Raw genomic sequence first — 12889 nt, 5'->3', positions numbered from 1 at the left:
ACTAATCGCTTGCAAGCGTTTGTAAACGTACGTAGGGTCATCGGCATGGCCCGCCCAGCAGGACACCCCCTCAACCGAGCGGCCTGGGAAGACGTCCTCCGGCTCGCCGGCCTCTCGCTCACCCAGGTGGCCGAGATGTCCGAGGTCCCGAGGGCGACCCTCTCCGGCCTGCTCGGTGGACACCACAAGGCCTCCGTGCCGATGGCCCACCGCATCGCCGGGTGCATCCCGGTGCAGCCGGCCACCCTCTTCCCTTCGCTCGCGGCGGTCGAGGTCGAGCCCGAGGCGGTCCCGGCCTGATGGCCTCCAAGGACCCCGCCGTGCTGACGCTGGCCGAGGCCGCCGCCGAGCTGCGCATCGGCCGCTCGACCGCCTACGAGCTCGCTGCCCGTGGCGCCTTCCCGGTGCCGGTGCTGACCATCGGCACGTCGAAGCGGGTCAGCCGTCGGCACCTCGAGGCGTACATCGAGGGCGAGCCGTTCGAGCCGCAGCAGGGGAGCGCGGCGTGACCGGCCCCTGACCCGCTCCACCACCACGGCCCGAAGCACTCGGCGCCTGCATCGGCTCCCGGATCCCGCCCCGGTCGAGCTGGTGCAGGCACCCGGTGAAGTCGGTCCACGGCACTCCGGGCGTCCCCCTCTCAGCCCGGCACCTGACGCCATCCGGCCAGGTGCACCCGTCAGCCGCCGGTCATGGCGGCCCGATCCTCACCCACCCCGCACACGAAGAACGCCCACCCCCTCGGTCCTGGCAGATCCGGGGGCGGGCGCCCAACAGCAGGAGCGTACGACATGCAGAACGGAACCATCGGCTTCCACCTCGACGACGGCGAACGGCCCGAGGCCCACGCCCACCACCACGACCGCGAGGGGAGCGGCTACGTCCTCGTCGGCAACCTCGCCTTCCACGGCCGCTTCGAGGACCTGGCCGCCACCCTCACCAACGCCCTGACCGCCGTCTCGGGCCTCATGGTGGACGACCTGCTCGCCGCCTTCGACCAGCCGGTGATGGAGGACGAGCCGACCGGCGACAACCTCTGCACCACCTGCGGAGGCAATGGGTGCGAGCACGGCTGCGGCCGGTGCCAGCACAAGCACGACGGACCCGACTCGCACCGGGTCTGCCGGACCTGCGGTGGCACCGGGGCCAAGCCCGACGCCGAGGCGGTCGCACCGTGACCCTCCCGACCCCCACCACGCCCGAGGCCGTGGCCGAGTACCTCGACACGGAGCCGTCCGAGAACGGCGCCGCCTACGCCTTCGGCCGCACCGCGGTGGCCCTGGGCGACACCGGTCCCGACCGGGTCGCCACCCGGCGCCTCTGGATGGCCGGGCGGCTGCTGCACCTGGACCGCCACGACGGCGAGGCCCGCGGCTGCGCCCGCATCGGGAGCGCCGCCTGATGGGGTGCGACATCCACATGTGGGTCGAGACCTTCGGCGAGGACGACGCATGGGCTGTCGTCCGGCCCGCCGACGTCGGTCTGGAGCCGAGGGGCTGGAACGATGACGACGGCTTCGAGCAGTACGACGGAGGCTGGGACACCGGCCGCGACTACCTGATCTTTGCCGCCCTCGCAGGCGTGCGGAACAGCTACGAGGTCGAGCCGATCGCCAGCCCCCGGGGCCTGCCGGGTGACCTGTCGCAGGCGGTCGCCGCCGACGCCGCGGGCTGGCTCGGCGATGGCCATTCCTACTCGTGGCTCTCGCTCGGCGAGGTCACCGCCTACGACTGGGACAGGTTCGCCGAGCGCCAGCCCGCCCAGTGGCTGGCCCGCCTCACCGACGCTCTGGCCTCCGTCCGCACCCCGGTGCGCCTCGTGTTCTGGTTCGACAACTGATGGCCGCCACCTTCAGCCCCATCGGTGAGCCGTACATCGCCACCGGCCGCCGCTGGCTCCCCGAGGCCCGCGCGCGGCTCGCCGCCGCGGTCCGTGGCCGCCAGCCCGACCCGTGCCCCACGGTCACCCAGCACCAGGACGCCACCGACGCCCTGGCCCGGGCCACCAGCCGAGCGAAGGCGGGACGGCCGTGACCGACGGCTTCCAGCCCATCGTCTCGCCGCAGGTCCTCGAGGCCGACGTGGACCGGCTCAACGCCTTCATGGGGAGCGACCGGCCTCTCGCATCCGTCGACGAGGCGCTGCTTCTGCTCTGCACGCTGCGCTCTGTGGTCGCCCACTCCGGCGTCACCAACTTCCCGTCGGCGCCGGACGACTGCGTGTGCGGTCGCGGCCCAGCCATGGGGTTCCAGAACCAGGGCGAGTCGCTCCGCTTCGTCATCGCTGCCACCGAGCGGGCGCTGCGCGAGCGGACCGCCACCACCGGCCCGTGCGAGTCCTGCGGCGAGGTCACCGAGCTGACCGAACTGCCCACCGGCCCCGACTGGGCCGATCCCACTCGGCTCTGCACGACCTGCGCCAACACCGACCCGGCCAACCCCGGAGGCACCCCGTGACGCTCACCGAGGCCGACCTCGCCGTCATCACCGCCGCCCCCATCATCGCCAACACCGACGAGCTGACCCGCCCCGACTGGCTCGCCCTCCGCCGCACCGGCCTCGGCGGCTCCGACGCCGCCGCCGCCCTCGGCATCACCAGCTACAGCAGCAGCTACAAGCTCTGGACCGAGAAGACCAGCACCATCCCCGACGACGACGAGTCCGTGCTCGCCATGCGTCGCGGCCAGCACGCCGAAGAGTTCATCCTCCGCGAGGCCGCCGCCGCCGAGCCGCACCTCCACGTCGACCGGGCGCCCTACATGCTCCGGCACCCCGACCACCCCGAGCTGCTCGCCAACGTCGACGGGCTCGCCGTCCACGACCACCGCCGCGGCCGCGGCATCTTCGAGGCCAAGAACGTCAACAGCTACGCCGCCAAGGACTGGGCCGACGGCCCGCCCATCTACTACGAGGCCCAGGTCTTCCACTACATGGCCGTGCTCGGCCTCGACTGGGCCGTCGTCGCCGCCGACACCCAGCAGTACGACGACCTGCCGACCTACTTCATCGAGCGCGACGACGCCTTCATCGAGCAGCTGGTCGCCCGCGAGGTCGAGTGGTGGGAGCGCCACGTGGTCGACGGCCACGAGCCCACCGCCGACGGGTCCAAGCCGACCACCGACCTGCTGAAGCTCATCGAGGCCCGCCAAGGCGTCACCCGCCAGCTCGACCCCGACGAGCAGGCCGACGTCGAAGCCATGTACCTCCAGCTCGCCCACGACACCGCCGTCGCCAAGGACGCCGAGCAGGCCGTCGACACCGCCAAGAACCGGGTCCGCCAGCTCATGGGCGAAGCCACCGAGCTCGTCGATGCCGACGGCCGCACCTGGGCCACCTGGCGCCAGGCCAAGGACAAGCAGACCGTCGACCACCGGGCCGCCGTCCACGACGCCGCCCTCGCCCTCGGCGTCACCGTCGACGAGCTGCTCGCCAGCCACAGCACGACCAAGCCCGGCGCCCGCACCCTGCGCACCGCCCCCGGCCTCACCCTCATCGCCAAGGAGACCTGACCATGCCATCCGCCGCCCTCGCTGCCGCCGTGCAGCCCACCACCACCGACGTCGACCAGCAGCCGGCCCCCCGGACGCCCGTCGGCCTGCTCAACAGCCCCGACATGGTCCAGCAGATCGCCGAGTCCCTGCCCCGCGGCATGGACCCCGGCGCCTTCAAGCGCCACGCCATCACCCTCGTCAAGCAGACCCCGAAGCTCATGGAGTGCGAAGCCACCTCCGTCGCCCAAGGCATCGTCCGCGGCGCCGCCCTCGGCCTCGACCCCGACCCGGCCCTCGGCCAGATGTGGCTGGTGCCCCGCCGCACCAAGATCGTCGAGGGCGGCCGCGAACGGTGGGCCGAGGTCGCCACCTTCCAGGTCGGCTACCGCGGCCACCTCGAGCTGGCCATGCGCACCGGCCGCTTCGCCAAGATCGAGGTGAAGCCGGTCCACCGCGAGGACTTCTTCGAGGCCCGCCTCGGGTCCGCCGGCGGGCTCCGCCACGAGCCCGACTGGTTCGGCGACCGGGGCCCGGTGATCGGCTGGTACGCCTACGCCCTCCAGAAGGACGGCACCGAGTCGTTCGAGGTGCTGTCGGTGGCCGACGCCGAGCGGCACCGTGACGCCTTCGCCCCGAAGAAGCGCGACGGCCAGGTCTACGGGCCGTGGGTCGACCACTTCGACGCCATGGCGCAGAAGACGGTGTTCCTCAAGCTGGCGAAGTGGCTGCCGAAGTCGGTTGAGCAGTCATCCGCGATGGAGTTCGACGGCCAGGCGGTGCTGGCCCCGCTCGGCGGGCAGGTGCGCCCGCAGGACGTGATCGAGGCCACCCACACCCCCGATGCCGAGGCCGAGCGGCCGGCCCTCGCGGCCGCCGCCGATCCCGAGACCGGGGAGGTGTTGCCGCCCGCCGAGGCCGAGACGTCCGGCGACGACAGATCCTCCCCGGCCTCGGCCGCCGAGCACGGCGACCCGATCGAGGCGGCCGGCGCCGAGCCCGTCTCCGACGAGGTGCGGGCCAAGCAGCGGAAGATGTTCGCCCGCACCGCCAAGATCTGGGACGGCGAGGACCGGCAGGGCCAGGAGGCCCGCCGCAAGGGCCTGCTGCTGCTCATCACGAACGGCCGCACCGACTCGTCCAGCGAGCTGAGCGACGAGGAGTGGCGCGACCTGGACGACTCGCTCGAGCTGCTCGAGCTGAAGTCGAACGAGCTGCACCTCGACTCGCACGGCACCTGGGTCCTGAAGCCGATCCCGGCCGGCCGCGCCCGCCGCTCGACCACCACCACCAAGGAGTCCTGACCCATGACCGAGCCCACCCCCGAAGAGCAGGCGATCCCCACGCCCCGGCCCTTCTCCGAGTTCCTCTTCGCCCAGCGCGGCGGAGCCACCCACGCCGAGCTCACCGACGGCATGGCCGCCCTGGCCGAGCAGGTCATGGAGACCGGCAAGGGCGGCACCCTCACGCTCCGCATCGCCATCCAGCCCGCCTCCAAGTCGGGCGGCCACCAGATGCTCGTCGCCGACGAGGTCGTCGTGAAGGCCCCGAAGGCGAAGCGCACCGAGTCCATCTTCTTCTTCGACGCCGAGACCGGCTCGCTGTCCCGCAACGACCCGCTGCAGCCCCAGCTGCCGCTCCAGGAAGTGCCCGCACGCCCCACCACCCTCAAGGAAGCCCGATGACCGAGTACGACACCGCCAACCGCTTCGACACCGACGCCATCATCGAGGCCGCCCGCCTCGGCGTCACCACCACGCCGGTGGAGCTGGGCACGATCCACCTCGCCCCCCAGGCCGACGGCTCCGTGAAGGTCATCGACCTCACCACGGCCGCCCACCTCGCCCAGCTCGACGCCCTCGACGCCCGCAACGGCGTCGACCCCGTCCGCAAGACCGGCCGCTTCACCCTCACCGAGCACGCCTCGTTCAGCCGGTACGTCCGGCACCACGGCCAGCAGCTCGGCACCGAGCTGTGGGCCGACCGCGACGCCGGCCGCATCACCGCCGTGCTCAACGGCCACATGCAGGAGGACGACACCGCGGGCCGGGGCGACCACCGCGCCACCCTCGCGCTGAAGCACACCCCGGCGTGGGCCGCCTGGCTCGGCATCAACGGCCGCCAGCTCCCGCAGGCCGAGTTCGCCGACTTCCTCGAGGACCACCTCCCCGACGTGAAGGAGCCCGACGGCGCCCACCTCCTGGAGGTGGCCACCAGCATCCAGGCCAGCGTCGGCGCCGCCATGAAGGCCGCGGTGCGCCTCGACAACGGCCAGGTCCAGGTCCGCTACGAGGAGACCATCGACGGCTCGGCCGGGAAGGCCGGCGAGCTGGAGATCCCGACCCGCATCGCGCTCGGCCTGGCCCCGTTCGAGGGCGGCGACCCGTACAAGGTGACGGCCCGGCTGCGCTGGCGGCTGACCAACGGCACGCTGACCCTCGGCGTGGTCCTCGACCAGCTGGAGGACGTGCTCCGCAACGCCTTCGGCGACATCGTGGCCGAGGTCGAGAAGGCCACCGACCTGGCCGTCCTCTACGGCACGCCGGCCGGCTGATGGCCGTGGCCTGGACCTCCCTGTGGCCCGTCGGGGTGTGCCTGGGCCTGGCCGCGCTCGCCGTCGTGCTGATGCTCGGCGGCGAGCGGGTGAAGCCGTGAACACGCCCGTCATCCTCGGCATCGACCCGGGCAAGGAAGGCGCGCTCGCCGCCCTCGACGCCGCCACCGGCGCGCTCATCTGGGTCGAGGACATGCCCGACCCGCTCACCGGCGCCCTGGTGGCCGACCTCCTCGCCAACGAGGTCGTCGTCGCCGCCATGGTCGAGCTGCAGGTCGGCCGCCCCGGCCAGTCCTCCTCGGCCATGTTCAAGTTCGGCACCGGCTACGGCCTGATCCTCGGTGTGCTCGGCGCGCTGCGCATCCCCTACGAGCTGGCCACGGCCGGGAAGTGGAAGGCCAACCAGCGGGTCACCGCCGACAAGGCGACCAGCCGCCGCCGTGCCATCGAGCTGTGGCCGGCGCACTCGGAGCTGTTCAAGCTGGTGAAGCACACGGACCGCGCCGAGGCGGCCCTGATCGCCCGGTACGGCTGGCAGCGGACCGCGGCCGGGGGAGCGGCCGCGTGACCCCGCAGGAAGCCACCGACGCCCTCCTCGGCGCTCTCGTGCTCGCCGCCCAGGACGATCACCAGGGCGCAGCCGCAGCCCTGGACTCGTGCATCACCACCGGCCCGGAGCAGTTCTCCACCATGGTCGCCCTGGGCCGCCTGATCGCCATGCAGGCCGACCCCGACCTCGCCGCCCAGCCAGGCCCGTTCATGGTCGAGGTCGACAACCCCACCGACCCGAGCATGCCGGTCCCCGAGCACATGCAGCTCGCCGCCGCCGTCATGGCCGCCGCCGGCAACAAGGACCAGGACGGCATCTTCCAGATGTTCGTGAAGGCCGACGCCGACGTGCTGGCCAGCGCCCTGGTGGACCTCTTCGGCATGGCCACCGCCATCATCCGCCGGGAGCTGGCCGCGTGACCCGCCTCGCCCGCTTCCTCGACGACGCCGCCGACACCTGGCGCCAGATCACCGCCGCCGTCGGCCTCGACCTGCCCACCACCGGGCCCGCCTGCCCGGCCTGCGACCTCCACCACTGGGGCGACTGCACCCTCGCTCCCGAACCCGGTCCGATCCGCGACGACTGGACCTGCCGCACCCTCGGCCACGACCCGTCGGTGCTCGACCCCGGCCGCTGCCTCGACTGCGGCGCTGACCTGACCACGGAGACGGCCGCGTGAGTCCGCAGGTCGACGGATACCTCGACCAAGAGCCGGTCGACCCCGACGAACAGGCGCTCCAGGTCGCCCGCGCCCACGGCACCACCGTCGCCGCCATCTGGTCCGGCCGCTCCACCAGCGCCGTGCGGCGCCTCCGCCAAGAAGTCGACGGCTACGACCGCGGCCCCGGTCGGCCCTCGCTCGCCGAGATGGCGGCCATGGGCGTCCGGTGGGAGTGCCCGTGCCCTCGTTGCGCCGAGCACCGATCGCAGGAGGCCACCCGCTCGGCGTTCCGCCACAACGCCACCAGGGTGAAGGTGAGCCTGGTCGACGTCACCGGCTGGCGCGACCGTGCTGCCTGTCTCGGCCTGACGCCCGACCCCTGGTTCCCCTTCGAGACCAGCCACGAGGCCTACGCCGACGCTCGGACGATCTGCCAGGCGTGCACAGTCGCATCCGACTGCCTCCGGTTCGCGCTCGCCAACCGCATCCTCGACGGCATGTTCGGGGGCCTCACGCCGCCCGAGCGCCGCCGGTTCACCATCGCCCTCGTGCCCCAGGCGGCCGCCTCGTGACCGCCACCGCCCCGGTGCTCGCCGCCGGCACCTGGCCCACCAACGGCCACCTCATCGAGGACGTCGCTCGCCTCGGCTACCTGCGCGCCGACTGGCTCACCCTCGACCCCACCCACGGCCGCGGCGTCTGGTGGTCCCGGTGGCGCCCCGAGCGCCTCGTCGCCCACGACCTCGACCCGGCCAAGGCCCCCGACGGCCCTGCCGACTTCACCGACCTCCCGTACCCCGACGGCCACTTCGACGCCGTCACCTTCGACCCGCCCTACATGGCGCCCGGCGGCCGCAAGACCACCTCGGTGGCCGACTTCAACGACCGCTTCGGCCTCCACGCCACCCCAGCGCGGCCCGACACCAACCAGGCCCAGATCGACGCCGGGCTCGCCGAGTGCCACCGCGTCGTCCGCCGCGGCGGGATCGTGCTCGTGAAGTGCATGGACTACGTGAACGGCGGCCAGCTCTTCCTCGGCACCCACCACACGCTCACCACCGCGCTCGAGCTGGGGTTCCGCTGCGAGGACCGGATCGAGCACGTCGGCCGCCCGGGCCCGCAGCCCTCGGTGAACCTCGACGGCTCGGCCCGCCGCCAGCTGCACGCGCCCGGAACCTCTCGACGCTCTTCGTCTTCGTGCGCACCACAGCCGTCACCCAGCCCACCCTCGACCTCGGAGCCGCCTCGTGACCACCGAACCGTCCACCCCGACCGTGGACACCGATGCACTGCGGGCCGAGATCAAGGCGCTTCCACCGTTCACGGTGATCTCGCTCGGCAGCCTCTACATGCGAACCGTGAACGGGCTGCGCTACGTCGGCCCCGGACGCGACGACTGGGAGTCCACCACGCTTCGACAGGCGAGCATGGGAGCGAGGGGCTTCAAGATCGTCGCCCGCCCCGTCCCTGCTGCCCCTGCCGAACCGGGAGCGACGGAGGTGGAGCAGCCAGGCCCACCCGTGGACGACCTGTCGACCGCTGAGTCCGTGCTCACCCTCATGGGCGAATGGGTCGCTGGCCGCCGCTCGTGGATCAACCTCGGCCCCGACGCGCCGTACACCCCCGACGTGATCGCGGCCATGGACGCCGCGGAGGTCGAGAAGCTGCGGCACCTCCACGCCGCCCTCGCTGCGTCCCCGGCCCCAGCCGACGAAGGGCGGGAGGGCAGCGGCAAGCGCCTGGTCCCCGACCACCCGGCGTACAAGCCCGGCGGCCCGCTATTCGGGATGCACACCGATGGCCACATGACCGACGACGACTACGCCCCGCCGCGACCCGCCGCCGCCCCTCCGGCTGCTGCCGTACCAGAGGAACGAGACGAGGTGCTGCCGTGCGGTCACAAGCCGAGCGAGATCATCGTTCCGATCATGCCGATCACCTCTTCGCTGTGGTGGTGTCGCCCTGGATCGCACTACACCAGCGTCGACCCCGCCGCTGCTCGTCCTGCCCCGGAGCCGGCAGCCCCGACGGAGGAAGAGGCGCCGTGAGCATCCATGTCTCCTGCTGCAACGAACCGACCGCCACCGTCTGCGGCCGCGGCGAGCCAACCGACGACGGCGCAGCCTGCGATCGGTGCGTGATGCTCACGTTTAGCGACCCCGAGTGCGTCACATGCCCGCACGGCCCCGCTTCGCCTGTTCCTGAGCCGGGAGAGGGAGACGCCCCGGCCACCACGAGCGGGGAACAGGAGGCCGGCCAGCGATCGTGACCGCCACCGACGAAGAGCCACCCATCACCGCCGAGGAGGAAGCCGCCGCACTGGCCGACCAGGCCCAGCAGGCCGAGCCGCCGCGGACCGCCCCGCGCCGCCTGCGCTCCGTGCCCGACCGCATCACCCTCTACGACACCGACACCGAAGCCGCTCTCCTCGGCGCCGCCCTCCAGTCGAACGCCGCCCGCGACCTCCTCGCCACCGTCGCCCCCGAAGCCTTCGGCGACCCCGCCCACGGCCACATCGCCGACGCCATCCAGCACCTCCACGCCGAAGGGCAGGCCGTCGACTACCTCACCGTCGCCGACCACCTCCGCCGCCGGAACCTCCTCGAGCTCATCGCTGGGCCGCCAGACCCCAACGAGCCCGTGCCGGCTGAGCGCGCCGCCAAGAACCGGCTCATGTCGCTCCTCGTGCAAGCTCCCTCCACCAGCGCCGCCGGCCGCTACGCCACCATCGTCCGCGACCTCGCCCAGCTCCGCCGCCTCGGAGCCCTCGGCGCCGAAATCACCGCCATGGTGGCCGCACCCGGCACCAGCCCCACCGACGCCGCCTCAGCCGCCCAGACGCTGCTCGACGAAGTCCACGACGCCGCCGCCGCCGGCACCAGCCAGCTCAACGTGCTCGGCGATGTCGTCGACCAGTACCTCGAAGAGCTCGCCCTCCGCCAAGACCAGCCCCTCGCCGGCATCTCCACCGGGTTCCTCGACCTCGACAAGGCCATCGGCGGCTTCCAGAACGGCCGCCTCTACGTCATCGCCGGCCGACCCGGCATGGGCAAGAGCGACGTGGCCATCCACCTCGGCCGCTCTGCCGCTGAGCACGCCGCCGTGCTCGTCACCTCCATCGAGATGCCGAAGAACGAGCTCCTCGACCGCTGGATCGCGCACGGCTCCGGGCTCAGCTCCACCTCCATCACCCACGGCAGCCTCGGCGATCACGGCTGGGCCCTCGTCACCGACGCCCTCACCGACCTCCAGGACCTGCCCATCTGGATCGACGACAACCCAGCCACCTCCATGGCCACCATCCGCGCCGACGTCCGCCGCTCCGGGGCCCGCATGGTCATCGTCGACTACCTCCAGATCATCGAGACCGCCTCCGCCGAGTCCCGTCAGATCGAGGTCACCCGGCTCGCCCGGGCCCTGAAGCGCCTCGCCCGTGAGCTCGACATCCCCGTCGTCGCCCTGGCCCAGCTCAACCGCGGCGTCGAAGGCCGGCTCGACAAGCGCCCCCAGCTCGCCGACCTGCGGGAGTCCGGCGCCATCGAGCAGGAAGCCGACGTCGTCATCGGGCTCTACCGCGACGAGGTCTACGACACCAACACCAAGGACGCAGGCGTGCTCGAGCTCGGCCTCCTCAAGAACCGGACCGGCCCGAACGGCATCGTCGTCCGGGTCGGCTACCTGCCCCGCACCAAGCAGTTCGCCAACCTCTCAGGAGCCAACCCCTGATGCCCCGCCCAGCCCCATCGCTCAGCCGCCAGGTCAAGGGCCTGCCCCGCTACTACATGGACTGCGGCTGGTACCGCCACCCGCGGTTCGCCGGCCTCACCCCCGATGCCCTCTTCGTCTTCGAGGCCGCCGTCGGGTACTGCACCGAGCACGCCACCGACGGCACCATGCCCGGCCACCACGAAGACCTCGCCGCCGCCCTCGGCCTCCGGGCCAGCGCCGTGAAGAAGGCGCTCACCCCGCTCCTCGATCGTGGCGCCCTGTCCCGTACCGACAGCGGGGAGATCGCCATCCGGAACTGGGCCGAGCACAACCCCACCACCGCCGAGGTCGAGGCCTACAACGAGGCCAAGTCCCGATCCGGAGCGCTCGGCAACCACACCCGCTGGCACGTCGCCCGAGGCGTCACCGACCCCGAGTGCGACCTCTGCGCCGCTCCCAACAGCGATCGCAAGTGCGATCCCGAACCGTCGCAGGAGGGATCGCATGGGATGGGATGGGATGGGAGTTCCTCCTCAAGTCCTCCGCGGGCAACCGATCGCACCCCGCCCGATGTGGCCGGCGCAGGAGCGCCGACCGAGGAAGATCAACCGCCCAACCCCCAGACCACCGCGGAGGCCGCAATCGCCCACATGGCTGCCTGCGACCTGGCCCGGGCCCGGGCCGACGGCGTGCCGATCCGCACCGAGGCCCCGTACCTCGCCAAGCTCACCGAGAGTCGCCGCATCGAGAACCTCGACCGGCTCACCGAGCTCGCCCGCCAGAGCCCCACCGCCAGCCCAGTCGACCTGGCCGAACGCCTCGACCCGACCTGCGGCCCGCTCGACGGAGGCGCAGCCCGAGCCGACGCCGCCTGGCACGCCGACAAGGCACACCTCGACGCCGAAGCCGCCGACGCCGAGGCCCAGCGCGCCCAGCGCACCGCTGCCCTGGAGCTGCTCGGCCGAGAGCCCCAACTCGAAGCCGACCTCACCGCCAAGGCCCGAGCCGAGCACCCCGACGCCAAGCCCGTCGTGATCCGCCAGCACGTCATCCACCTCGCCATCGCCCACCTCGAGGATCCCGCCGCATGACCACCCTCGCCGCCGCCCTCACCGCCACCACCCGCGACCTGACCTGGCTCTGCACCATCCCGCACACCCTCGACCACGTCGTCGTCGTCGCCCAGGAGCTCGACCAGCGCGACCGCCGCCAGGCCGCCATGGCCAGCGCTGCAGCCACCGGTGGCGGCAGCCGGCCCAGCGGGCACAGCGACCCGACCGGCGACCAGGCCGTGGCCGGCATCGCCCAGTCCGCCGCCGAAGCCGTCCGGTCCATCGACGCCGCCACCGCGCTGCTGCTCGACGCCGGCCGCACGCTCGGCCACCAGGTCGACGACGCCCTCGGCCTCGACCGCTGGCACCCGCCTGCGGGCACCGGCCGCTGCGGTCGCCTGCGCACCGTCGAGGCCCGCATCCACCGCGCCGCCCCCGTGCTCGACGCGTACCTCGCCGGGCTCAGCGCCGCCCAGCACACCGACGTCGAGCACCTAGTGCGGGATCAGCTCGCCGAGACTGCAGCGTGGCTCCACGCCAAGGCGTCCGGGATCCTTGCCGACGCCCGACCCGAGGACCGCGACCAGCCGGTGCAGCGGGCCCGGCGCCTCTGCACCAGTTGCAGCCGCTTCGGCCTCGAGGTCGACGTCGAGCACTACCGGGACCGGTGCCGGAACTGCGGGAACTTCCAGCAGGCCCACGGCTGCCTGCCCACGGAGCGGATCATCCGCACCTGGCACGCCGGACTCAACCGGGTCACGCCCGGCATGGTGCTCGAAGCGAAGGCGCAGGGTCAGTCCAGGGCTCGACGCAAGCGGGGTGCTTGACATGCCCGCTGACCTGGGGCATGGTACGGCTCGACTTCGATGCGACCCGTG

General features: G+C 72.6%; 20 protein-coding genes. All 20 read left to right on the top strand.

The window, feature by feature from the left end; genetic code table 11:
- Positions 1 to 45 precede the first annotated feature (45 nt).
- Positions 46 to 300 (top strand): helix-turn-helix transcriptional regulator, encoded by a 255-nt coding sequence (locus tag KSP35_RS13210; protein ID WP_216996136.1) that lies wholly within the window; start codon positions 46 to 48, stop codon positions 298 to 300.
- Positions 300 to 509 carry an AlpA family transcriptional regulator gene (locus KSP35_RS13205; RefSeq protein ID WP_216996134.1) on the top strand — a complete coding sequence of 70 codons (210 nt, stop codon included), beginning with the start codon at positions 300 to 302 and terminating at the stop codon, positions 507 to 509. The genes KSP35_RS13210 and KSP35_RS13205 overlap by 1 nt, the downstream gene beginning before the upstream one ends.
- Positions 510 to 791: 282 nt before the next feature.
- The gene (locus KSP35_RS13200; protein WP_216996132.1) at positions 792 to 1178 is read left to right on the top strand and encodes a hypothetical protein; all 387 of its coding nucleotides are present in this window, start codon (positions 792 to 794) and stop codon (positions 1176 to 1178) included.
- Positions 1175 to 1402 carry a hypothetical protein gene (locus KSP35_RS13195; protein ID WP_216996130.1) on the top strand — a complete coding sequence of 76 codons (228 nt, stop codon included), beginning with the start codon at positions 1175 to 1177 and terminating at the stop codon, positions 1400 to 1402. The genes KSP35_RS13200 and KSP35_RS13195 overlap by 4 nt, the downstream gene beginning before the upstream one ends.
- Entirely contained in the window at positions 1402 to 1839 is a 438-nt protein-coding gene (locus KSP35_RS13190; RefSeq protein WP_216996128.1) for a hypothetical protein, read from the top strand. Before KSP35_RS13195 ends, KSP35_RS13190 begins: the two co-directional genes overlap by 1 nt.
- Positions 1839 to 2033, top strand: a complete 195-nt coding sequence (locus KSP35_RS13185) for a hypothetical protein (protein WP_216996126.1) — start codon at positions 1839 to 1841, stop codon at positions 2031 to 2033. The genes KSP35_RS13190 and KSP35_RS13185 overlap by 1 nt, the downstream gene beginning before the upstream one ends.
- A complete protein-coding gene (locus tag KSP35_RS13180; protein ID WP_216996124.1) occupies positions 2030 to 2455 on the top strand; it encodes a hypothetical protein in 426 nt (141 codons plus the stop codon). Before KSP35_RS13185 ends, KSP35_RS13180 begins: the two co-directional genes overlap by 4 nt.
- Positions 2452 to 3507 carry a YqaJ viral recombinase family protein gene (locus KSP35_RS25060; RefSeq protein WP_216996122.1) on the top strand — a complete coding sequence of 352 codons (1056 nt, stop codon included), beginning with the start codon at positions 2452 to 2454 and terminating at the stop codon, positions 3505 to 3507. Before KSP35_RS13180 ends, KSP35_RS25060 begins: the two co-directional genes overlap by 4 nt.
- 2 nt (positions 3508 to 3509) lie before the next feature.
- Complete coding sequence (locus KSP35_RS13170) at positions 3510 to 4790, top strand: recombinase RecT (protein WP_216996120.1); 1281 nt, start codon at positions 3510 to 3512, stop codon at positions 4788 to 4790.
- Positions 4791 to 4793: 3 nt separating this feature from the next.
- Positions 4794 to 5171 (top strand): hypothetical protein, encoded by a 378-nt coding sequence (locus KSP35_RS13165; protein ID WP_216996118.1) that lies wholly within the window; start codon positions 4794 to 4796, stop codon positions 5169 to 5171.
- The gene (locus tag KSP35_RS13160; protein WP_216996116.1) at positions 5168 to 6040 is read left to right on the top strand and encodes a DUF2303 family protein; all 873 of its coding nucleotides are present in this window, start codon (positions 5168 to 5170) and stop codon (positions 6038 to 6040) included. The genes KSP35_RS13165 and KSP35_RS13160 overlap by 4 nt, the downstream gene beginning before the upstream one ends.
- A gap of 97 nt (positions 6041 to 6137) precedes the next feature.
- Positions 6138 to 6608 carry a hypothetical protein gene (locus KSP35_RS13155; RefSeq protein ID WP_216996114.1) on the top strand — a complete coding sequence of 157 codons (471 nt, stop codon included), beginning with the start codon at positions 6138 to 6140 and terminating at the stop codon, positions 6606 to 6608.
- A complete protein-coding gene (locus KSP35_RS13150; RefSeq protein WP_216996112.1) occupies positions 6605 to 7009 on the top strand; it encodes a hypothetical protein in 405 nt (134 codons plus the stop codon). Before KSP35_RS13155 ends, KSP35_RS13150 begins: the two co-directional genes overlap by 4 nt.
- Entirely contained in the window at positions 7006 to 7269 is a 264-nt protein-coding gene (locus KSP35_RS13145; RefSeq protein ID WP_216996110.1) for a hypothetical protein, read from the top strand. The genes KSP35_RS13150 and KSP35_RS13145 overlap by 4 nt, the downstream gene beginning before the upstream one ends.
- Entirely contained in the window at positions 7266 to 7823 is a 558-nt protein-coding gene (locus KSP35_RS13140; RefSeq protein WP_216996108.1) for a WhiB family transcriptional regulator, read from the top strand. The genes KSP35_RS13145 and KSP35_RS13140 overlap by 4 nt, the downstream gene beginning before the upstream one ends.
- Positions 7820 to 8794: a hypothetical protein gene (locus tag KSP35_RS13135; protein WP_216996106.1), complete on the top strand. Its 975-nt coding sequence runs from the start codon at positions 7820 to 7822 to the stop codon at positions 8792 to 8794. The genes KSP35_RS13140 and KSP35_RS13135 overlap by 4 nt, the downstream gene beginning before the upstream one ends.
- A complete protein-coding gene (locus KSP35_RS13130; RefSeq protein ID WP_216996104.1) occupies positions 8772 to 9299 on the top strand; it encodes a hypothetical protein in 528 nt (175 codons plus the stop codon). Before KSP35_RS13135 ends, KSP35_RS13130 begins: the two co-directional genes overlap by 23 nt.
- Positions 9300 to 9516: 217 nt before the next feature.
- Entirely contained in the window at positions 9517 to 10977 is a 1461-nt protein-coding gene (locus tag KSP35_RS13125) for a replicative DNA helicase (protein ID WP_216996095.1), read from the top strand.
- Positions 10977 to 12050, top strand: a complete 1074-nt coding sequence (locus KSP35_RS13120; protein ID WP_216996093.1) for a hypothetical protein — start codon at positions 10977 to 10979, stop codon at positions 12048 to 12050. Before KSP35_RS13125 ends, KSP35_RS13120 begins: the two co-directional genes overlap by 1 nt.
- Positions 12047 to 12838, top strand: a complete 792-nt coding sequence (locus tag KSP35_RS13115; RefSeq protein WP_216996091.1) for a hypothetical protein — start codon at positions 12047 to 12049, stop codon at positions 12836 to 12838. Before KSP35_RS13120 ends, KSP35_RS13115 begins: the two co-directional genes overlap by 4 nt.
- The last annotated feature ends 51 nt before the right edge of the window (positions 12839 to 12889 follow it).

The organism is Aquihabitans sp. G128 (assembly GCF_019048865.1).
Taxonomy (GTDB): Bacteria; Actinomycetota; Acidimicrobiia; order Acidimicrobiales; family Iamiaceae; genus Aquihabitans.
The sequence above is the reverse complement of the archived record's forward strand: the minus strand, read 5'-3'. Positions and strand labels throughout refer to the sequence as shown.